General features: G+C 65.8%; 10 protein-coding genes. 8 read left to right on the top strand and 2 right to left on the bottom strand.

Annotated elements, in window-relative coordinates; all coding sequences use genetic code 11:
• The first annotated feature begins 11 nt into the window (after nt 1-11).
• Genes OG562_RS34550 through OG562_RS34540 form a run of 3 tightly spaced genes read left to right on the top strand, consistent with a single transcriptional unit; the run spans nt 12 to nt 5,528 of the window.
• The gene (locus tag OG562_RS34550) at nt 12-3,035 is read left to right on the top strand and encodes a hypothetical protein (RefSeq protein ID WP_266405097.1); all 3,024 of its coding nucleotides are present in this window, start codon (nt 12-14) and stop codon (nt 3,033-3,035) included.
• A 58-nt stretch (nt 3,036-3,093) separates the two neighbouring features.
• Nucleotides 3,094-4,470 carry a hypothetical protein gene (locus OG562_RS34545; RefSeq protein ID WP_266405094.1) on the top strand — a complete coding sequence of 459 codons (1,377 nt, stop codon included), beginning with the start codon at nt 3,094-3,096 and terminating at the stop codon, nt 4,468-4,470.
• Between the two features lie 23 nt (nt 4,471-4,493).
• A complete protein-coding gene (locus OG562_RS34540) occupies nt 4,494-5,528 on the top strand; it encodes a Wadjet anti-phage system protein JetD domain-containing protein (RefSeq protein ID WP_266405091.1) in 1,035 nt (344 codons plus the stop codon).
• Nucleotides 5,529-5,630: 102 nt separating this feature from the next.
• Here OG562_RS34540 and OG562_RS34535 read toward each other — a convergent pair whose 3' ends face one another.
• Together OG562_RS34535 and OG562_RS34530 are read right to left on the bottom strand one after the other, a co-directional pair.
• Nucleotides 5,631-6,236 (bottom strand): hypothetical protein, encoded by a 606-nt coding sequence (locus tag OG562_RS34535; protein WP_266405088.1) that lies wholly within the window; start codon nt 6,234-6,236, stop codon nt 5,631-5,633.
• Nucleotides 6,233-7,339, bottom strand: a complete 1,107-nt coding sequence (locus OG562_RS34530) for an ImmA/IrrE family metallo-endopeptidase (RefSeq protein WP_266405086.1) — start codon at nt 7,337-7,339, stop codon at nt 6,233-6,235. The genes OG562_RS34535 and OG562_RS34530 overlap by 4 nt, the downstream gene beginning before the upstream one ends.
• Before the next feature lie 341 nt (nt 7,340-7,680).
• Between OG562_RS34530 and drmD the strand changes: the two genes are divergently transcribed.
• From drmD to drmC, 5 genes are read left to right on the top strand one after another with little or no spacing between them, the layout of a single operon-like run.
• Entirely contained in the window at nt 7,681-10,914 is a 3,234-nt protein-coding gene (gene drmD, locus OG562_RS34525) for a DISARM system SNF2-like helicase DrmD (protein ID WP_266405084.1), read from the top strand.
• On the top strand, nt 10,911-14,939 hold the full coding sequence (locus tag OG562_RS34520; protein ID WP_266405082.1) for a DNA methyltransferase: 4,029 nt from the start codon (nt 10,911-10,913) through the stop codon (nt 14,937-14,939). The genes drmD and OG562_RS34520 overlap by 4 nt, the downstream gene beginning before the upstream one ends.
• Nucleotides 14,936-18,685 (top strand): DISARM system helicase DrmA, encoded by a 3,750-nt coding sequence (gene drmA / locus OG562_RS34515; protein WP_266405080.1) that lies wholly within the window; start codon nt 14,936-14,938, stop codon nt 18,683-18,685. The genes OG562_RS34520 and drmA overlap by 4 nt, the downstream gene beginning before the upstream one ends.
• Nucleotides 18,682-20,715, top strand: coding sequence for a DUF1998 domain-containing protein (gene drmB / locus OG562_RS34510; protein WP_266405077.1), 2,034 nt, complete (start codon nt 18,682-18,684; stop codon nt 20,713-20,715). Before drmA ends, drmB begins: the two co-directional genes overlap by 4 nt.
• The gene (gene drmC / locus OG562_RS34505) at nt 20,708-21,442 is read left to right on the top strand and encodes a DISARM system phospholipase D-like protein DrmC (protein WP_266405074.1); all 735 of its coding nucleotides are present in this window, start codon (nt 20,708-20,710) and stop codon (nt 21,440-21,442) included. The genes drmB and drmC overlap by 8 nt, the downstream gene beginning before the upstream one ends.
• Nucleotides 21,443-21,617 lie beyond the last annotated feature (175 nt).

The raw sequence follows: 21,617 nt of genomic DNA, 5'->3' as shown, positions 1-21,617 counted from the left end.
GGACCTCTTTCATGTATGAGCTCAATCGCATCCTGCTGCGAAACTTCGGGCCGCGAGATGCCCGCTACGAAGACGTACCCCTGGACTTCTCCGGCGCCGGCGCCGAAGTGGAGACCGCCTCGCTGATCCCCGACGCCGGACATGTCGCCCAGCGCCCGGCACCCGCCAGCCTGGTGATGCTGCAGAACGGCGGCGGCAAAGGCGTCTTACTGACCGGCATCACCTGCACCACCATCCCCTACCGTCACAGCGATCTGGAGACACTACGCAACTTCACCGTTTCGATGGCCCAGCCGTCGCACGTGGTACTCGAATGGGCCGACGCCCGCACCGGACGCCTGCTGGTCACCGCACAGGTCCTGGCCCCCGAACACGACGGCAAACTGCACCGCTGCTTCTACAGCTTCCACCCTTCCGCAGCCCTGGACGCCGACCGGCTTCCCTTCCACCGTCAAGGGCACTGGACTCCGTACGAGGACTACTGCACCGAACTGCGCGACTGGGAAAAACGAGTGGAAGCGCTCGAACTGCACATCGTCGAAGGCCAGGAGAAGTGGGAGAAACACCAGCGCGGCCTCGGCCTGCAGCCCGAACTCTTTGACGTGCAGCGCAGGATGAACGCCAAGGAGAGCGACGCCGCCGCAGCCTTCACCACCAACACCGCCGACGCCTTCGTCGAATGGCTGCTGCGCAAGGCCACAGACGATGACCGGTACACCGAACTGGGCACGGCCTTCCACGGTTATGCCGCTGCACATGACGAACGCGCCCTCTGGGAAAGGGAGCGGCAGTTCGCGGTGGAGATGCAGCACGCATGCGAGGACGTCGCCGGCCTCCACGACACGCTCAACCGGCATGCCGGTGCAGCCAAGAACGCCGAAAAGGACCTCGTTCACCTCACCTCCGCGATCCGGGCACGTCACACCGCCCTCACCGCCACCGAGGCCGAGAGAAACACCACCCTCAAGGACACGCATCGCGCGCTGGAAGCCGCGAAGCGCACCAGCGAACTCGCCCACTCCCGCGTCCAGCACGTACAGGCGTGTTCCCACACCCTCGAACTGGACGACATCACCGCTCAAGAGCAGGAAACCCAGAAGAACAGGCAACAGGCGCAAGATGAGAGGACGGCGTGGGCGAGCGTCCCGATCGCGCTGCGTCACACACAGGCACTGGACAACAACAACCGTGCCCAGCGGGCCCTCGTCCAGGCCGAACTAACCGCCGCCCCCTTCGTCCAAGCCCTCGACGCCGCAGCGGCAGCTCTGCGCGCGGGCTATACCCGGGCCGAGAAAGAGGCCCGCGACACGATCCGCTCGCACAAAGACACCACAGTCGAGACGCAGAAACAGATCGAACAATGGCGTACCCGCAGCAACAAGCTACTCACCGCGGCAGGCGCTGCCCAGGAGGAAACCCGCACCCTACAGAAGCAGACCGACGCCTTCGCATTACGCCTTAACGCCGCCCGGGAACATGATCTCCTTGCCCCGCAAGAAAGCGCCGCCGATGCCGCCGCCCGCACCCAGGATCACGCACACCACAGCATGCAGCTGCTGCGTGAAGCCGACCAGGTCCGCAAGAGCGTCCGAACCGAACGGGACCGCGCCCACACCGCACTGGCGGAGCAACAAGCACTGGCCTGGTCCGCGCGTGCGGCCGCGACGGCAGCGGACGAGGAGAGCAGCCAACTGCGAGCTCAGGCTGTAGCCATCCGCAGCAACCCGCTGTGTGCCGAGCTATTGGAAGCCAACAGCGACGAGCTTGGCGCCGGCGACGCATTGCGCTGGCTGGGTGACCATGCGGGCGCCCTGCACCAGCTCGCCGAGCGTCGCACCGGCGGCCTCGAGACCGCACTGACACGCAAGCACATCGACCTGCAGAACGATCAGGATCTCCTCTCCCTCCTCGACACCAGCGAGGGCCTGCTGCCTGCCGCCGAAGAGGTACGCGACCTGTGCGGCCAACTGTCGGACCACGGGATCCACGCGGTGCCCGGCTGGCAGTGGATGCGCGACAACGTCCCGACCACGGAGCGCCAGCAGGTCATCAGTACACACCCCGACCTGGTCGGCGGGATCATCGTGGGCGGTCTCGACGGCTTGGACACAGCCCAGAGCATTGTGGAGCGCCTTCGCCCCCTGCCCTCCGCGGCCGTCACCGTCGGCACCGGAGAACGGATGCTGAGCACCCATGCAGCGTCCGACGGCGGACGATTCGTGGTCGAACCTACCCCCGCCCTCCACGACGAAGAAGCCGCCGCACACGAGCGCGCTGCGGTCGACGCCCGCATCACCGAGGTCACCCGCGAGTTGAACTTGCTCGGACAGCGCATCACCGCTGTACGAGACCTTCTGCGCCAGATCGCGAACTGGCGTGATGCCTGCGGTATGCGGACTGTGTCCGACCTGCTTGGCCAGCTGGAACTGCTGGAGACCTCTGCTGAAGAGGCCGAGACCGCACTGGCCGCAGCCACCACCGCAGCAGGTGAGCAGGAGACTGCGCTGGAGGTCGCGGAGGACGAATGCGAACGCCGTACCGAAGGTCTTAAGGCAGCGCAGAGGATCGCCGAGGATCTGGCTCGCCTGGCGGAGGAGGAGACCGCTGCCGACCAAGCACGGGCCCGGATCAAGACCCTTGCCGGCGAGAGGGTCGCCCGCACCAACGAACTCGAGTTACTGGCGGGCCAGATCGACCAGGCGGGTGAGGAGATCCTGTATCTCGCGCGCGCCATCGAATCAGCTGAGCAGGCCGCAGACCGATACGCCCGGGCGCGCGAAGAGATCACCAGCACGTCCCAAGCGCAACAGGCACACGACGCCTCCAACGCAACCCTGTTGCCCCTCCCCTCTCTCCAACATCGCTATCTGCAAGCGCAGGACGAGCTGAGGGGCGTTGAGGTCGGCGAGGACCAGCAAGTGCGCGCCACGGCCGCGCAGAAGGCTCTGCTCGCGAGCCAGGAAGAATGGAACAAAGTCCCCGAACAGGTACGAGGTCTGGCCATGGGCCCACAGTCGCGATGGACGGGCCGGTGACCCCGTTCAACGCGACGCCATTCTGCGCGCCCTCACCGCCAAGATCGACTCCTGCGACGTGGCCCTTCAGCGACTGCGGGATCAGTCGAGCCGTCTTGCGGAACGCTCCAAGCATCTCACCTCGGCAGTCTCGCTGAACGACGAAGACGCCGCAGCCTGGACGCCGACCACCGTTACTGAGGCCCGCGAGCTGGAGGCCCGGGCCACGGGCGAACTCGACACGGCTCAGGACAAGGAACGTCTTGCCGCCGCAGCCTTCAACACCGCCCGCCGCGATCAGGCCAGTTCCACCAAGGAGCTTGCGGCATTCGACCGTATCCTCCCGGTGCTGGAAACCGCTGTCCATGGCCTAACCGTTCCTCCGGACCGGGAGCCCTACGACGGCACTGCGGAAGCAGCCGCATTCGCCGCTCGACAGGTGACAGCCGCACACACCACGTGCCGGGACGCAGCCCGCCAGACAGAGCGAAGCCTGGAAGGAAGCGTCAGCCGGCTCAAAGAAGTACCCGCCGATGTCCGATTCGAAGGACTCGACATCCCGCTGCGTACGCAGATCTCCGCCCTGGACAGCCGCCACATCCCAGCAATGGCTGCCACCTGGACCGATGCACTGGCCTCTCGCATCGCAGCCCTGAACTCAGATCTCGAAGGCATGGCCAAGGCCCGCGAGGCCCTCGCCTCACAACTCAGCGGCCACGTCACCGACCTTTTGCAGCGCCTCGACCAGGCCAGTCGCTTCTCCGCCTTCCCTGAGGGGGACGCTCCCTGGTCCGGACAGAAGTTCCTCAACATCCGCTACAAGAAACCGGATCTCACTGCCCTAGCCGCCCAGATGCACGAATCCGTCGATGCACTGGCCGGCAATCAACGCACTCGCAAGCTCAAGGGCATCGACGTCGTCATGCGCTGCCTCGTAGCAGCCGTCCCCCGCGGATTCACCGCCGAGGTCATGAAGCCCAACGCCTCCCAACGCCTGGACCGCGTCCCCGTCGAGGAAATGAGCCGCGTCTTCTCCGGTGGCCAGGAACTGACCGGGGCCATCCTCCTGTACTGCGCACTCGCCGCACTCCGTACTTCACCCGGACCTCGCAGCCGCACCCGCAACGGCGGACTGCTCCTGCTCGACAACCCCATCGGCCGGGCCAACGCCGGGTACCTCGTCGACATCCAGATGGAGATGGCCGCCGCCCTCGGAATCCAGCTGATCTACACCACCGGACTGAGTGACGAGGACGTCATCTCGCGGTTCCCCATGCGCATCCAGCTCCGCAACGACGCCGAGGCCCGAAGCGGCCTCTCCCTCATCCGGCTCGACGAACAGGTACGCAACGCTCTCATCCCCGCCCCCCGTATCACTCCAGACCAAGACGTCCCCGAACCCGTCGGTGTCCTCACCTCTGCCCGGCTGTACAGGAAGCAGGGCGACGCTAAATGACCTCCCCCACGGGACAACTCCAAGTGCCGCTCTCCCCCGCAGCAGCACAACTCAGCGCCGCGCTCCAGGCCCGCACCGACCGCGTCACGGTCGGCCGAGCCACCCTCATCGAGGCATTCCGCGACGCTCTACCGGGCGCCGCCAGCGGCGAGAACGCACGCAGCACGCTCGCCACACTCCTGTACGAAATCGCCGAACACGGCATCATCGCCCTGCCCACCTCCCCCACCAAATGGGACGCCGGCCGCCCAGCCCTTCCGGAACAGCTCCGGCTCCCCACCGCGCCGCCAGCGAAATCCGCCACCCCACGCCAGCATGCGTCATGGCGGCCAGAGCTCAACTGGGCCTACGATGCCCGGTTGACCGTGTCCCAGACCGAGGACCTCCTCGCCTGCAACCGCTGGTTCCGGGATACCCACGACCAACCAGCCCGCCGCGCTCCCCTCCCCCTACGCGAGCGCTCACACGAGATCTTCCGCCACGAAAAGCGCCTCGACACCCTGATCACCGGAGCACTCTTCGCCCCCGGCAGACTGACCCTCGAACAGCTCTCCACCTACCGCGAACCGCCACCGCTGGCCCACCGCAGGCTCGGCGACGGCGACACCATGCTCGTAGTGGAAAACAGCGACACCTACGCCACCTTGCACAACCTGCTCAAGGCCGCCCCCGGCCCCATCGGATACATCGCCTTCGGCTCCGGAAGAGCCTTCGAAGCATCCGTAGAAAACATCGCTGAGCTCCCTGGCATCCACCGCATCGTCTACTACGGCGACCTCGACGCCGAAGGCATCGCCATCCCAGCCAGAGCCTCAATCAACGGCGTCCAGCACGGACTGCCACCTATCGAACCGGCGACGGGGCTGTACCGCCTGTTGCTCGCCCGCGAACCCAACGCCGGCGACATCATCGCCAACGACCGGGCCCACAGCCTGACGGCATGGCTCCCCGAGGAACTCCGGCAGGCAGCGCACGCCCTGCTGGCCAAAGGGCAACGCATAGCGCAGGAAGCAACCAACCGGAACGAACTCAGCGTCGATCCAGACTGGCGATGGTGAGCCTCTTCTTCGGCAATTGTTCGCGGTGACTCTCGCTGGTGGGGCTTCGCATGGGCCTGCCTCCTTGCGCAGGGGCCGTCCTACGGACTGGGGAGGTAGTTTTTACGTGGTGTGCGCGGTAGCTTCGTCGTCGCTCTGACCAGGTAAAAGTTCAGCGAGCGACCATGGGAGGACGGTGAGGTCGGCGACAGACTGGGGAAGCCGTGGATAGCGGTTCAGCTGGCGCATCTTCTGCATTAGGGCAAAGCCGTCCTCCGCCGCGACGAATCCCGCTTTCACGGCAAGCTGCATCACGTCTAGCGTCTCCGCGGTCATGATGCCCTGCCCAATCGCATAGTCCAGAGCGGATTTATCGTCCGATATCCACCATGCACCGGAGAACTGGGGCCAGCGTTGGATGATGTGGCAGGTCTCGGCCTCGCCGAGGTGCTGCAGGTACCGGTCGGCTTGTCCGCCGAACACGGCTGTGCGAAGGTGCCCGACGTTCTCAACGTCATCCGGAGCCGTTACTCGGATTGCTTCGCCGAGCCAGCCCTGCTGTCTCAGGTCGTGAAGAGCGGGCAGCTGTTCGGCCGATTTGCGGGCCTCCCGCGACACAGCCGCGGTCCACTTGCCGCGGCCGGCCAGGACCGCGCGAAGCAGATCGAGGCGTTCAACGGCGGCGAAGTTGCACAGGACGGTGTTGTCCGGGAACAGGAAGTCGCTCATGCTGTACCGCCGTTGTCCTGTCCGGACGCTAACTGGTCTCTGAGCTCGTCGACATCAACGCCGAGTAGCGACGCGTACGGACGCAAGGTCGCCTTGCCGGCCTCGTAGGCAGCGCGCGTGTCGCGTACAAGAAGTCCGGGGAGCCTTTTCTCCTGCGAGGCCGCGACTTGCCGGTCGAGTTCTTCCACGCGGTCAGCGACGACTGCGGCCTCGCGCACGGTCATGCGCTTGTAGTAGTCGCAGGCGCCGGTGTCGATCACACGAAGCGTGAGCAGTCTGTAGGCCAGGGTCGCAGGGCTGACCATGAAGTCGCAGCAGAGCGCGGCAAAGCTTTCCCGGGTCAATTTCACTGCACCGACTGCTTCGCGCAGCGTTTGCTCGGGCAAGAGGAAGACGGAAGCGAAGGCGTTGGCTCGCTGCTCGCTCGGGTCCATCTTCTGGGCCCGTTCGAAGATATCGCGATCGAGGTGGACGTCCTGGTCGTCGTCGGCGAGAAGGTGCCCGAGTTCGTGCGCGAGAGTGAAGCGCTGACGTGCCGGGTTAGATGTCGTAGTCAGGAGGATGAGCTTGGCACCTTGGCCCGTGGCAGCGAGGCCGTCAAAACCGTCGCCCAGCGGCTCGACAGCCACATCGGCCCCGAAGACCGCCTCGATCAGTTCCGGCAGGCCGCCCGGGACTGCCAATCGTCCCTGCAGCTCCACCGCCCTCCGAGCTGATTTCGCCAGCGCCTCTCCCTGGGCAGCGTAGGTACTGCCAGCAGGCGCTGCCGGGGAGACGGGCCGCCAGGGCTGCGTATAGCCGAGCTTGTCCAGGTCGGTGCGTCGGGCAACGTAGTCCCGAGCGGCTGCCAGTGCCTCGGCCGCCTTTCCAGTTGTCGTTCTCGCTGCCACGGCCAGTGGGGGCTCGGCTCCCGTGAGCAGCCAGTCCATGGAGACGTGGAATTCATCGGCAATGACCGCGAGATCAACAGTTGAGAAGGGGCTTGTGCCGCTGAGGCACTCACGGAACTGCTCGGCGTCGAGGTCAGCCTGGTCGGCGAAGTCGTAGAGGCTCAAGCCCGACTGCTCGATCAGGCTTCTCACGCGATCGGAGATGCTGGACACCCGTGGACAGTAGTCCGCCATCTGACCAGTTCTCAAGGCGCATGGCAGACGATCCCCAGGTGTCGAACCCGTACTGCTCTCCAGCCGGAGACACCAGCTTCAACTGGAGGATCGCATCGCCATTGACCCGAGATCGAGCGGAATCCGGTCTCAGGAGCCCGTGGCTGCCAACGCCTCCCGGGTCAGTCTGTGAGGGCACTCCTGTACCCGGCTGACCAGCGATGTCAGCGGGTTCGCGCGACTTGAAGCAGGCCGCACCCAAGGTCGTAGATACTGGTGCTTTCGTGATCCTCCAGTGCCTCGTGGCGGCGCGAAGCGCAACGGGGATCTTAAGTCCGGCAATGACGGCATCGGTGAAGGAGTCTGCCCAGGTGGCGACCGCTACGGAGCATCCGCAGGGATCAGCGAGCACTACCCCGAGCGCAGCGGCCGTTCCGCCACTCCCAGAGCCGGGTCAGGTCGTCAAGGTCCGAGGCTCCACCTGGGCTGTGTCTGCAATCCGCAAGCAAGGTCTCCCGCGCAGCCCTGCCGACGAGGGCGTGCCGGGCCTAACCCATGTCGTCAGCCTCCAGTCGCTCGACGAGGACCGGCTCGGCCAAGAGCTGACCGTGGTCTGGGAGCTGGAGATCGGGCACACCGTCGCCCCGAACCAGGGCCTTCCCGAGACCGTGCGCGCCGAAGCATTCGACGACCCGAACACGCTCGCCGCGTTCGTGGACGCGGTCCGCTGGGGCGCGGTCACGTCGGCGGACGCGGACTCTTACCAAGCTCCCTTCCGCAGCGGCGCGAATGTAGAGGCGTACCAGCTGGAGCCATTGCGCCGAGCTCTGCAGTCATCGCGTACGAACCTGCTCCTCGCCGACGACGTCGGCCTGGGCAAGACCATCGAGGCCGGTCTGGTCGTGCAGGAGCTACTGCTGCGCCACCGCGCCCGATCCGTGATCATCGTCTGCCCTCCGAGCCTCTCGCTGAAGTGGCAGGACGAGATGCGCGAGAAGTTCGGCCTCGACTTCGTCATCGTCAACAGCGAGCTGATGGCGAAGGTACGCCGCAGCCATGGCCTGAACGCCAACCCCTTCCGACTCTTCCCACGTGTGATCGTGAGCATGGCGTGGCTGCCGTCGCTGAGAGCGCAGCGTCTGCTGCGCGACGTGCTGGCCGACGTGCGTAGCTCAGGAACGGCTCGGCGGTACGCATTCGACGCGTTGGTAGTCGACGAGGCGCACCATGTGGCACCGGCCAGCCCAACGACGGCGCCGGGCCAGCGCGGATACGCAGTGGACAGCCATCGGACGACGGCCACAAAGAAGCTGGCGGAGGCGTGCGAGCACCGGCTGTTTCTGAGCGCCACGCCGCACAACGGCTACTCGGAGTCGTTCACCGCCCTCCTGGAAATGATCGACGGGCGACGGTTCACCCGCGGCGCAAGCATCGACGAGAAGGCGCTGAGGGAGGTGATGGTGCGGTGGCTGAAGAGCGATCTCCCGGAGAAGGGGTTCAAGGCGCGGAAGCTCGGAACCCTTCCGTTCACGCCGTCGGAAGAAGAGCAGCGACAGTTCGAGCGTCTGGAACGACTGCTGACAGAAAGCACCCGGGCAAACGGGAAGGGATCGGGCGGCGACATCGTCGCGATGCTGCTGAAGAAGCGCTTCCTGTCCAGCCCCTGGTCCTTCGCCCGCACGCTTGAGCTGTACGAGGGTGCGGACGGCGGCGACCGCCAGCTGCAGATGGACGACGAGGACGAGTACTACACGGAGGTTCTGGGCAGCGGCCAGTCGGACGAGGAGGAAGGCTCAGCCGAGCACCCCGAGTTCACCGCGCTACGCCACTCGAAAGCGTCAGACCCCCTGGTCGCGGCCACACGCAGCGAGATCGCCTCACTCATCGAGTGGGGGCGCGGCTATGAGCACAAGCCAGACTCCCGGCTGGAGAAACTGCTTTCCTTCCTGAGCGCCGTCTGCCGCCCCGACGGCCGCCACTGGACCAACGAACGCGTCGTGGTATTCACCGAGTACGCGGCCACCCTCGACTGGATCGCCGGCATCCTCCGGCAGCGCGGCTACAACGACGTACTGGAAGTCATCCAGGGCTCAACCCCTACCGAGGAGCGGGAGAAGATCCGCGCCCGGTTCACCGAAAGCCCCGACAAGCACCCGGTACGCGTCCTACTTGCCACCGACTCCGCAGGCGAGGGCATCGACCTGCAGACCCACTGCCACCGCCTGGTGAACTTCGACATCCCCTTCAACCCGTCCCGCCTGGAACAGCGCATCGGCCGAATCGACCGGTACGGGCAGACGCAGAACCCTGAAATCTTCCACTTCGTGCCCGTCTCCAGCTCCACGACGTACGAAGCGGACATGAAGTTCATGGGGATCATCGCCACGAAGGTCGGACAAGCCACCGAGGACCTCGGCAAGGTCAACCAAGTCATCGACGCAGAGGTGCAGGAGCACTTCAGCCCCACCCGTACGACACGTAAGCCACGGCTGACGGCGCCGGACGACGGCAACGAGGTAATCACGCGGGTGCTGGCCGGCGGTATCGAGCTGAACCGCAAGCTGACCCAGCTGTCAGCCACGTACGGCGAGTCCAAAGCCGCCATGCACCTCACACCCGCCAATGCGCGCCGGGTAGTAGATACCGCACTCGCCCTCACCTCCCAGCCCCCGCTCATCGAGATCGGCGACGACCACACCGAGGCGCAGGTCTTCGAAATCCCCAACCTCGGCCGTACCTGGCAGTGGGCACTGCGCGGCCTGGACACCCGACTTGAACCGGGCGTGCTGCGTCCTATCACCTTCGACGACCAAGCAGCACAACAGCGCACCGACCTTGTCCACATTCACCTCGGGCACGCCCTCATGCAGCGGGCCACCCGCACCCTGCGCTCCGCGCTGTTCAGCACGGACTCCCCGGTCCACCGCGTCACCGCCGTCATCACCCCCGACCTCCCCCAGTCGTGTGTCGCGGCCGTCTCGCGGCTCGTCCTGGTCGGGCGCGGCGGGCTACGACTCCATGAAGAGGTCTTCCTCACCGGTGTCCGTCTACGCGGCCAGGCACTCGCGGAGTCCAAGGTCGAGCAGGTACTCGATGAAACGCTCGACTCCGAGAAGCTGCTCCTCGCGGACGAGGAGGTACGGGCCCACCTTGCCGAGCAGTGGAACGACGACGGCGCGCGGTTGCGCAGCCGCCTGCTGACCGCGATGGAACGCAAAAGCGCCAGCCGGCAGGAGAAGGTCACGGAGGCGCTCACCCAGCGACGGGACTCCGACATCGCACGTGCCCGTGAGATCTTCGGCGCGTTCCGGATCAACCTGCGTGAGTCTCGTGACCGTCTGGAGCAGGCCATCCGCGCCGAGGAGGAGCTGCTGTTCACCGACGACCAGCAGAAGCAGCGCCGCCGCGACCTGCACCACATGAACGAACGCCTGGAGAGCCTGGGCGACGAGGAAGAGCGCGAGATCGCGTCCATCCGGGAGCGCTACAGCGACATCAGGCCCTACGTGTCGGCCGCCGCGGTCGTGTTCGCCCTGACCCCCGAAGACGCGAAGAACGGAATGGTTAAGGCATGAGCCGCATGCACGCGCCGACCACCGCCGACCTGCATCGAGCCTGGCTCGAACTCGTCGACGCAGACGGCCCATTTGTCGCCATCCCCGCCCTGGAACGCGTCTGGACTGAGGGCATCCCTCAGCCCGACGGCCGAGCGCTTTACGCCATCAAGGACGCCAAGCCCGCCTTCGAGAAGGCGTGGGCGAACTGGGACGAGCACCGCGACGACGAAGCCGCCCTCAACTTCTACCGCGAAGCCCGCGACACCTGGGTCGACCTCGTCCTGCGCCAGGGACTGCGCTGGGGTACCTCCTATACCGTTCCCGGCCCGACCACGGCCGAGGTCCTCTCGCCCGACTACACCGTCACCGTGCGCGCCAATGGCGCACTCATCCACGGCGACACCACAGGGGCGCTCGTCCTCGTCACCGACCCTGCGGACTCCCTGCGCGACCCCCTCACCGACGGCTGGTTGGCCAGCCCCATCGACCGTATGGAAGAGCTGCTGCGCGCCTCCGAGGTCCCCATCGGCGTCGTCACCGACGGCCGCTGGTGGGCGATCGTCAGTGCCCGCTCGCAGACAATGGTCGCCTCCGGCATCGTCGACGCCCAGACCTGGATCGAAGAGCCCGAGACCCGCAACGCCTTCATTGAACTCCTTCAGCGCCGCCGCCTGATCGGCGGCAAGCCGCAGGATCGGCTGACCGAACTATTCCGGGAATCCGTCACCGCTGCCGAGAAAATCACCGAAGCTCTCGGTACCCAGGTTCGCCGCGCCGTGGAACTCATCGTCCAAGCTCTGTCCGAGGGCGCCTTGGACGCGCAGCGACGCGGCGAGGCCGATCCACTGCCCGCCGAGCGCGGTGAAGTCTATGAAGGCGCCGTCACCGTCATGATGCGCGTCGTTTTCCTTCTCTTCGCCGAAGAGCGCGGACTGCTGCCGCAAAGCCGCCTCTTCGCGATGGGCTACGGCATCAGCGACGAGCTCGATGCCCTCGATGCCCGGGAGAAGGAGGAGGGTGAACAGGCCATCGACGCCACCTTCCTGACCTGGCACCGTCTGTTGGCCACCTCTCAGGCCCTCTACCGAGGTGCGTCCTTCGAAGACCTGCGTCTGCCCGAGTACGGCGGATCCCTCTTCGACCCCGCCCGCTTCCCCTTCCTCACTGTCTGCGACTCCCAGGACACCCTGGCCATCACGGTCAGCGACCGCGTCATGCTCGAAGTCCTGCGCGCTGTCCAGATCGCCCAACTGCCTGGCGGGGCCCGCCGGATCTCCTTCCGCGATATCGACGTCGAACAGATCGGCTACATCTACGAGGGGCTCCTCGGCTACTCCTGCGAACCCGCCGAAGAGATCGTCGTCGGCCTTGCCGGCAGCGCTGGCTCAGAACCCGAGATCCCCCTCGCCACCCTCGAAGAACTCGCCGAAGCCAAGCGCACCGAGGCCGCGCTGGCCGATGCGATCCTCGCCTGGATCAAGCAGAACCAGCCGGCGGCAAAGCCGTCCAGCAAGGCCGCCCTCACCAAGGCGCTGAAGGCGAGCGAGACCCTCGACGACACCGAGATCGCTCTGCGCGACGTCACCGACGACCCCGAACTCCGCGAACGGCTACGCCCATTCATCGGCATCATCCGCCGCGACCTGCGAGGTCGCCCCCTCGTCGTCGAACCCGGCGGCGTCCTGACGGTGGAGACCCCCTCGCGGGCCTCTGCGGGCGCGCACTACACACCGCGCTCGCTAGCCGAGGAAGTCGTCCGGTACGCACTCGAACCCCTCGTTTACGCACCCGGACCGCACCAGACCGCGAACCAGGATGCATGGCGGCCGCTCGACTCCGACCAAATCCTCGACCTGCGCATCGCCGACATCGCCTGCGGATCAGGCGCCTTCCTCGTCGCCGCCGCCCGCTACCTCGCCGACCGCCTCGTCGAAGCCTGGCAGCGCGAAGGCGTAGCGTACGGAAGGACACCACACGACCTACACGTCCACGCCATAAGGAGCGTCGTAGCAACTTGCCTGTACGGCGCCGACATCAACGGCATGGCCGTCGAGATGTGCAAGCTGTCCCTGTGGTTGGTCTCCCTCGATCCGAAACTGCCCTTCTCTTTCGTCGACGACAAGGTGCTGCACGGCAACGCCCTCCTCGGCCTGACCGACGTTCGGCAGCTGCGCGACCTCCACATTCACCCTGACGCGGTCCGCGATCAGATCAGCCTCTTCGACATCGACATCGACGGCACCCTTGGCCGCGCTGCCCGCCTGCGCCGCCAGCTCGCCACCGAGGTCAACGACAGCGACCCGCAGCGCTCCGCAGCCACAAAGCGGCGGCAATGGCGCGAATACCAGAGGATCACTGAACGGCTCGCTGATGTGGCCGACGCCGTGATCGCTGCCGGTCTGCAGTGGGGAGGCAAGCCGGGCAAGCAGATGCGAGAGGCATACGAAAACCTGCGTATCGCCGTCGAACTCGCCTACCCCGTCGGAGGCGGGGAGCCAAATCGGACCATGCTCGACGGCATCTTGGAAGCGGGGCTCACTCCGACAGTCCCTACGGACTACGTGCGGTGGAAGCCCCTGCACTGGATTCTCGCGGTCCCGGACGTTATGGAGCGTGGAGGGTTCGACGCCATCGTTGGTAACCCGCCATTTCTCGGCGAGTACAAGGTACCTAAGGCGATGGGCTCGAACGTCCGATCCTGGCTTGTCGAGGCTCTCGCCTTCGGAAGGAAAGGCAAAGCTGACCTTGTTGCATATTTCTTCCTTCGGGCAATGTCGCTAGCCAAGGATCGAGGTACTCTTGGCCTCATCGCTACAAGTTCCGTCGGGGAAGGTCAAACGCGTGAAGTCGGCCTGGATCAAATGATCGGCAAGGGATTCACGATCGCTCGCGCCATCCAGAGCAAGCCGTGGCCTACAACCAATGCCGACCTTGAATATGCCGCAGTCTGGGGTATTCGCGGCGAGATCCCAGAGGCGGTGCCACGGATTGTTGACTCTGTCGAAGCGAAGCGAATCTCAACAGTCCTCGAACCTATGGGGCGCGTGGACGATTATCGCGTACGATTGGCAGTCAATCGTGGTATCGCATTCAAGGGATGCGAACCGTACGGCGGAGGATTCATCGTTTCCCCGGAGCAGGCTCTGGAATGGATCGATGCTGATGCAATAAATTCGCGCGTTCTGAAGCCGTTTCTAGGCGGAGATGACCTCAATTCCCGACCTGATGGTAAGCCCTCCCGGTGGGCAATTGATTTCTATGGCCTCTCTGAAGAGGAGGCCCAGTCCTACACTCTGCCCTATTCTCACGTGCTTGAGCACGTGAAGCCTGACCGCGCCAAGAAGGCCAAGGCGGTGCGAGAGGCACCCTGGTGGCTGTTTCACCGACCTCGCCCCGCATTGCGTGCGGCCATCACCTCACTGACGGAAATGCTGGCGATTACGCGGCACAGCAAGACCGCACTACCTATGCGCATCCCAACTTCCTGGATGCCTAGCGATGCGACGATCGCTTTTGCCACGGATTCCTTCAGGGACCAAGCTGTACTGTCGTCGAGCCTTCATCAGGTATGGGCTATAAAATTCGGCTCAGGGATGCGCAATGATCCCCGCTATACTCCGTCTTCCGTGTTCGAAACTTTCCCCTTTCCGGAAGGGAATGAGCGACTGGCCGAAGCGGGCAGAGTACTCGAGCATGAGCGACGGGAGATCATGACTCGCCGCAACCTAGGTCTGACGGATCTGTATAGCCTGGTCAACGATCGCAGCACTAGCGATTCGGCTGATTCTGATGTGGCAAGGATGCGGGAGATCCATATTGAACTCGACCGGTCCGTTGTAGATGCGTACGGCTGGGACGACGTCCCGCTTGATCATGGTTTCCACACTTACCGGCAGATGGAGCGTTGGATGGTAAGTCCCGTCGCCCGTGTGGAGATCCTGGACCGGTTGCTGGAGGAGAATCATCGTCGTGCCGCCTCTCAGGGAAGTGTTGCACTACCGGACGGCGACAGTGACGGTGATGAGGAAGAAGGCGACGAGTGACCAGCGAACCCGCAGGACAGCCGCATCAGCCGTCAACCTCGCAGGACCAGGCGTACCTCCTCGCCCTCGACCCCGACGACCGCTCCTGGACGGCCCGCGAGAATTTGGTCGACATCCTGGAGCGTGAACTCCTCGGCCCGGCCAATGGCCCCGACGAGATCCTCGATGGCGTCCCCGACTCGGCGTACCTGATCGGCCGGATCGCGCCCGTTCGGCTCACCGCCGGCCGCGACGACCCCGGCGAGGCGGGCTCCGACGAGGCCGCGAGCGACGTAGGCGATGCAGTGGACGCCGCCGAGAGCCGGGGCGTGCCGCTGACCGCCGTCGACGACAGTAGTGCCAGCTCGGATGAGGACGAGGTCGAGGACCAGCCGCAGAAGCGCGGGCTGATGATCCCAGCGTCGATGGGGCTGCGGTGTCAGATCCCCGACGATCTGGACGAGTTCACGGTGACCGCCTCGTGGGGAACGTACGAGCCGGTGAAGGAGAAGCGCGGGGAGGGCGCGGCAGGGAACGAGGGCGACGCGCCCGCTCCTGCCTTCCGTCGTTTCCAGCGCACCCCGCATGCCATCGCCAAGACGATCAAGATCGCCAATCTGAAGCCGTCCCGTACAACCGAGATCCCGCTCAAGGACAAGGTCGTACTACGGGTGGATCGTTACGACGATGCCGAGCGAGGTTGTCGGCTGATCGAGGTGGCGCTCTGCAACGACCGGGAGACCCCCCGCAAGATCCCCGTCGAGGCGTGGCTGTACCAGACCAAACTGTCGGTGTCGGCCGACGGTGCGCAGGTATTCCTGCCCGTCAATGACGTACTCCTCGATACGCGTGAGGAGTTGGACGATGAGCTGCGTCGGCTGCGGCTTCAGTACCGCAACCGGCTGGAGTTCGCTCACGGTCGGACCTGTTCGGTGGACTGGAAGGCCAACGAGGGTGCGCGCAGGGCGAGCGAGGTCTGGACTACGTGGCTGCCGGTGAGTGAGACGCCGCAGACGGCCGCCGAGGAGATCGGCGCGGCCCTGCTGGACATGCGCAAACTCCAGGAGGCGTCGACCGACGAGCTACGCACGGGCCTTGAGCCGATCGTCACGGGCTACACCGCCTGGTTGGATGGTGAGGAGCAACGAGCCCAGGCCCTCCCGAAGCATCTACGGTCCGAAGGTCTGGAAGCCGTAGGCGATGCTCGCCGGGTGCAGCAGCAGCTTGAATCTGGTCTGAAATATCTTCTCGGGGACGCAGAGGCGTTGCGGTGCTTCCGGTTCATGAACCGGGTGATGGCCGATCAGCGTGTGCAGTCGCAGGTGGCGGAGCGGCGGGCGAGCGCACCCCAGGAGAGCATCGACGAGGCTCGCGAGGCTATCGTCGCGGAGAAGGGGGCCTTGGCGCATTCGTGGCGTACCTTCCAGCTCGCCTTTGTGCTCATGCAATTGCCGTTGCTGTCCGATCCGGCGGCCGAGAAGCGGTCGGGGGATCTGGCCAAGGCGCAGCTGCTGTTCTTCCCGACTGGTGGTGGCAAGACGGAGGCATATCTTGGTCTGGCCGCGTACACATTCGCGATCCGGCGCCGCCAAGGCGTCGTGGATGCCTTTGAAGGGCCATTGGACGGACGGTCCGGGGTGGCCGTTCTCATGCGGTACACGCTGCGGCTGCTCACCGCCCAGCAGTTCCAGCGTGCCACCACTCTGGTGTGCGCGGCTGAGATGGCGCGGCGTGAGGATCCGGCGACATGGGGAGACGAGCCGTTCCGGATCGGGCTGTGGGTCGGTACCGATGTGAGCCCGAAGCGGTACGACGAGGCCGCCGAGCAGTTGCAGAAGGCCCACGGGGGCCGCGGGTATCGGCTGACGGTGCTGCAGATCCAGCGCTGCCCATGGTGCGGGACCCGGGTCGAGGCGCGGGATGTGCGAACGGAGCCCGCTCTGCGTCGGGTGTACGTCTACTGCGGTGACGAACTGGCCGAGTGCCCGTTCTCCGACGGCGGCGAGGTCCCCGACGGGCTGCCGGTCCTCACGGTCGACGAGGAGATCTACCGGCTCGCGCCGGCGTTCGTCATCGCCACCGTGGACAAGTTCGCCCGCCTGGCGCGGGAGGGCGAGGCGGCCTCGCTCTTCGGGCATGTCTCGCGACGTTGCGAGCGGCACGGTTTCGTCCATCCTGACTATCAGCAGTGCGACATCAAGGACGGCAGCAAGCACCCCAAGAAGGACGGCCACCCGGCCGCTCCCGTGCACCCGGCCACCCGGCTGCGGCCCCCGGATCTGGTCATCCAGGACGAGCTCCACCTGATCACGGGAGCCCTTGGCACCACGGTGGGCCTGTTCGAGGTGGCCATCGACGTGATGACCGACTGGCGTACGAAGGACGGGCGCCCGGTTCGTCCACTCCTTGTCGCCTCCACCGCCACCGCACGCAACGCGGCCGACCAGGTACGTGCGCTGTACGGGCGGGACGTCACTATCTTCCCGCCGCAAGTCCTGGATGCCGGGAACACTTTCTTCTCCAAGGAGATCCCGGTCTCCGAGGACAAGCCGGGTCGCCGGTACCTCGGGATCAGTACGACCGGGGTGCGCCTGACCACGGCGGAGATCCGGGTTGCCGAGGTCCTCATGGCCGGCGGGCAACTGCTTCTTGACCGCTCTGGCAGCGTGGCCGATCCGTACATGAGCCTGGTCGGCTACTTCAGTGCCACCCGTGAATTGGCGGGCATGGCACGGTATATGAGCGACGACATCCAGACCGCGCTCGCCAAGGGCCGCCCTTGGTCGAAACTGCCCCGCCGCACCGGCACCAACTACGGGTCGCTGCACGTCGCCGAGCTGACGTCACGTGTGGCCAGCGCCGACATCACCGCGACCCTCGACCAGATGGCTGTGTCGTTCGATCCAGGCTTCGACTCCACCGCGGGCAAGCGAAACCGGCGCGCGTTGCGGGAGGCAAAGAAGCCTGAGCCCACGCGCGAGGTGAACCCGTACGACGTGGTACTGGCCACGTCCATGCTGCAGGTGGGCGTCGACGTGACCCGGCTTGGTCTGATGCTCGTAGTCGGGCAGCCGAAAAACACCGCCGAGTACATCCAGGCGTCCTCCCGCGTCGGCCGGGCCGCAGATCGGCCGGGCCTGGTCCTCGCGCTGGGAAACTGGGCACGGCCCAGGGACCTCGCCCACTTCGAGCAGTTCCGCCACTATCACGAGACGTTCTATGCCCAGGTCGAGGCACTGTCCGTGACCCCGTTCTCGGTGACCTCACTGGAACGCGGCCTGGACGGTGTGCTGGTCAGCGCTGCCAGGGTTTTGCAGGCCGCAAAGGCCGGCCCCGGCCAAGGGCTGTCCCCGGAAGACGGCGCGGCCCGTATCGAGGCCGAGCAGCACTTCGCCGGTGAGCTCATCGACGCCCTCGTGCGCCGGATTGCACGGGCCGGTGACGAGGACGCGGCCAACCGCGCCCGCCTGCGCTTGGAGAACCGGCTCGACCAGTGGGGCAAGCGGCGCAAACACCTCGTAGAGCTGCGTAAGTCACTGGTGTACGAGAAGGTTCTGGACGACAGCCGGCACGATGCCCTGATGATGAGCGCGGAGAACGCGAAGGCGGGCCTTGACACACGGGACGCGCCGCCGTTCATCGTGGCGAACTCGATGCGTGAGGTTCAGCCGGAGATCAACTTGTTGGTGAGCCCCATCAAGGAACGACTGGTGTACCGAGCACCTGACTATGCCCCGAAGTGGCAGATGCCGGAGGACAATTCATGAGTGACGAGACGCGGTTCGTCTACGACGTCACTCACGCCGTCGACCCACTGGGCGATCTGGAGCAGGAGGCGGAGAAGGCCACCAAGCACAACCGCGCCAAGGTCGGCTCAGCCCGTCCCTCCTCCCTGCTTTACACCTACGGTCCCGGCGCGATCATGGACCTGCCACAGTTCACGATCATGCCCACTGGCTTGGACGAGTGGGACCGCATCTGGCAGCGGCGTGACTCCGCGCCTCCTCAGATCCACGCTCCACGGCTGCGTGACGTGGTCCGGATGATGCTGCGCTCCCCCGACGTGCAGCTGCGGCCGTATCCCTGGCAGCCGAAGAAGCACAGCCGGTCCGCCGAGGGCAACGACCTCGGCGTCCCGTCCCGGGTCTTCCCGCAGTGGCTACGGTGCACTGGCTGCGACATGCTCGGGTTGCTCGCCCAGTTCGACTACCGCAATACGCATCCCTTCCGCACCGACCTGGCTGTCTTCGAGCATGCCAAGTGCACGGGGCGCGCGGGTGGCCGCACCCGCAAGCCGATGCGGCGCACCGCCATCCCGGCCCGTTATCTGCTGGCCTGCGTCGACGGGCACCTGGACGAGTTCCCGTACGACCTGTGGGTGCATCGCGGGCAGCCATGCAGCAAGGCAGAACTGCCCGCCCTGAAGATGGTCGACCGGACGGCCGGGAAGGGTGCCTCGGCCGTCATCCAGTGCGCATCCTGCGACTTGCGGCGCCCGATGAACGAGGCACAGGGCGAGGCCGGCAAGGCGAAACTGCCGAAGTGTCGCGGACGTCACCCGCACCTGGACGCCTTCGAGCCCAGGGGGTGCGGCAACGACACCCGGCTGATGCTCGTCGGGGCCTCCAACCTGTGGTTCCCGGCCACCCAGTCGATCATCGTCATGCCGGAGTCCCAGGAAGAAAAAGCCAGTGACCTGGCCGACCGGGTCCGCACCGCGCTCGGCGACAAGCTCGCCAAGTACCGCGCCAGCCTCGACCTGATCAGGGACCTGCTGGGGATGGACGGCGGCGTAGACGTAACCGGCCTGTCTGACCACGACCTGGAACAAGTCCTTCAGGCCGCCTCCGCACCCACCGACACTCCGGAGGAGCAGGAAGAGAAGCTCCGCGACTGGGATCCGGTCGACCTTCTCGTACCTGAATGGCGTTACTTGCTGCGCGACATCGTCGGCACCCGCGTCGAGGACCCCAAGAGCGGCCTCACCCTCGCCACCCGCGAGCGAGGCGAGACCCTGCAGCCGGAGATCACCCGCGTCCTCGCGGTCGAACGTCTCCGCAAGGTGAATGCCTTGGTCGGCTTCACCCGTATTGATGACATGGACCGCGTCGGCGATCTCCCGCGCCGCCTGGCCCCACTGACCCGTACACCACGACCGGCCTGGACCGTAGCAACCGAGGACCGGGGCGAAGGCATCTTCCTCCAGCTCGACGAGAACGCAGTCGCCGCATGGGAAAAACGCGTCCTCGACACCGACATGTGGAAGTTCCACCGCGAGGCACACGTCAGAAACTTCCGACGCCGCTTCTCCGACACCGCCGACCAGGTCGACCCCGACACCCGCCTGAAGCCCCCGCGCTACTGGCTCGTCCACACATTCGCCCACATCTTGATCCGCGAACTTGCCCTCACCTGCGGCTACTCGGCGGCGAGTCTCAGCGAACGCCTCTACGCCTGGCCCGCCGCGGAGGGCCGAGACCCGTCGGCCGGCCTTCTGATCTGCACAACGGCGTCCGACAGCGACGGCACCCTCGGCGGCCTCGTCCAGCTCAGCGAGCCTTCCCGCCTCCAAAGGGTCGTCGACAGCGCGCTACGCAAGGCCGCCCGCTGCTCCTCCGACCCCATCTGCTCGAAGCGCACCCCGCAGGACCCTGAGGACTTCCTCCACGGTGCCGCCTGCCATTGCTGTGTCATGGCCTCGGAGACCTCCTGCGAACGCGCCAACCGTTTCCTCGACCGCCGCTTCCTCCTCGACCTGCCCGGCAGCAACCTCGGGTTCTTCCAGGTCCATGAGTGAGGCGGAGGCGCCACGACGCCTTGGCCAACTCCTCACCGGGACCGAGGCCAAAGGCATAGCGGACCGGCTCGCCGACGGTGACACCCTCACCGCGGCGCTCAAGGTCGTCGCGGTCGGCCAGCGGGCAGAGGTCCGACGCCTTCTGGAGGCGGTTGCCAGCGGCACCGGGCCAAGGCGCCAACAGGTCCTGGCCCTGCGCGCAATCGAGGGGGCACGGGCTCTGCCGACTACTTTGTCACCGCTCTGGACCATGCCCGGACACCTCGTCCAGAGCGGGCCGCTCACCACCTCGGTGACCCGCCTCGTGGACAGCGCACGCCACGCAATCACGTGCTCGACCTTCAACTTCCAACGGAGTTCAGCGCTTTGGAAGTCGTTACGAGAAGCCGCACAGCACGACGACATCGCCGTCCGCGTCTATATGGACGCCCGGGCCGCGGACGGCGTCGGACAGCGACGGTCCCCGACGACTGCAGAAGTCGCTGCGCACCTAGCGCCGGCCGAGGTCTGGCGAACCAAGCAGTTCGACGGCACATACGTCCGCAACCACGCCAAGTTCCTCGCCATCGATCACCATCTTCTCCTGGTGACCAGCGCGAACTTCTCCTGGAGCGCGGAGAACAACAACGTCGAGTTCGGCGTCCTCATCGACAACCCGAACCTCGCCGAAGCCGTCGAGCGCGAGCTGCGCGAGGCGGAGGGCGCCCTGTACGAACGGATTTCCTGACGTCTCGCAGAGCAGCCTTCCGGAGCCTCTCTGTGAGAACCAGGCGTCGCCAATCCGCCCGATCTGCATCGCCAACAAGCTGCTGGCCCATCAGAACAGGCTAACCACACAGACGATGTCTGGTACCCCGACTACTCCTGGCGCACCATGCGCCACGACGGCATGCCCTGCTACG

The sequence above is a fragment of the Streptomyces sp. NBC_01275 genome (assembly GCF_026340655.1).
Lineage (GTDB): Bacteria > Actinomycetota > Actinomycetes > Streptomycetales > Streptomycetaceae > Streptomyces.
The sequence above is the reverse complement of the archived record's forward strand: the minus strand, read 5'-3'. Positions and strand labels throughout refer to the sequence as shown.

Bases quoted from the DNA above. Each gene is read 5' to 3' on its own strand.
- OG562_RS34550 (WP_266405097.1), top strand. From the start codon at position 12: ATGTATGAGCTCAATCGCATCCTGCTGCGAAACTTCGGGCCGCGAGAT.
- OG562_RS34535 (WP_266405088.1), bottom strand. From the start codon at position 6,236: ATGAGCGACTTCCTGTTCCCGGACAACACCGTCCTGTGCAACTTCGCC.
- drmD (WP_266405084.1), top strand. From the start codon at position 7,681: ATGACGGCATCGGTGAAGGAGTCTGCCCAGGTGGCGACCGCTACGGAG.
- OG562_RS34520 (WP_266405082.1), top strand. From the start codon at position 10,911: ATGAGCCGCATGCACGCGCCGACCACCGCCGACCTGCATCGAGCCTGG.
- drmB (WP_266405077.1), top strand. From the start codon at position 18,682: ATGAGTGACGAGACGCGGTTCGTCTACGACGTCACTCACGCCGTCGAC.
- drmC (WP_266405074.1), top strand. From the start codon at position 20,708: ATGAGTGAGGCGGAGGCGCCACGACGCCTTGGCCAACTCCTCACCGGG.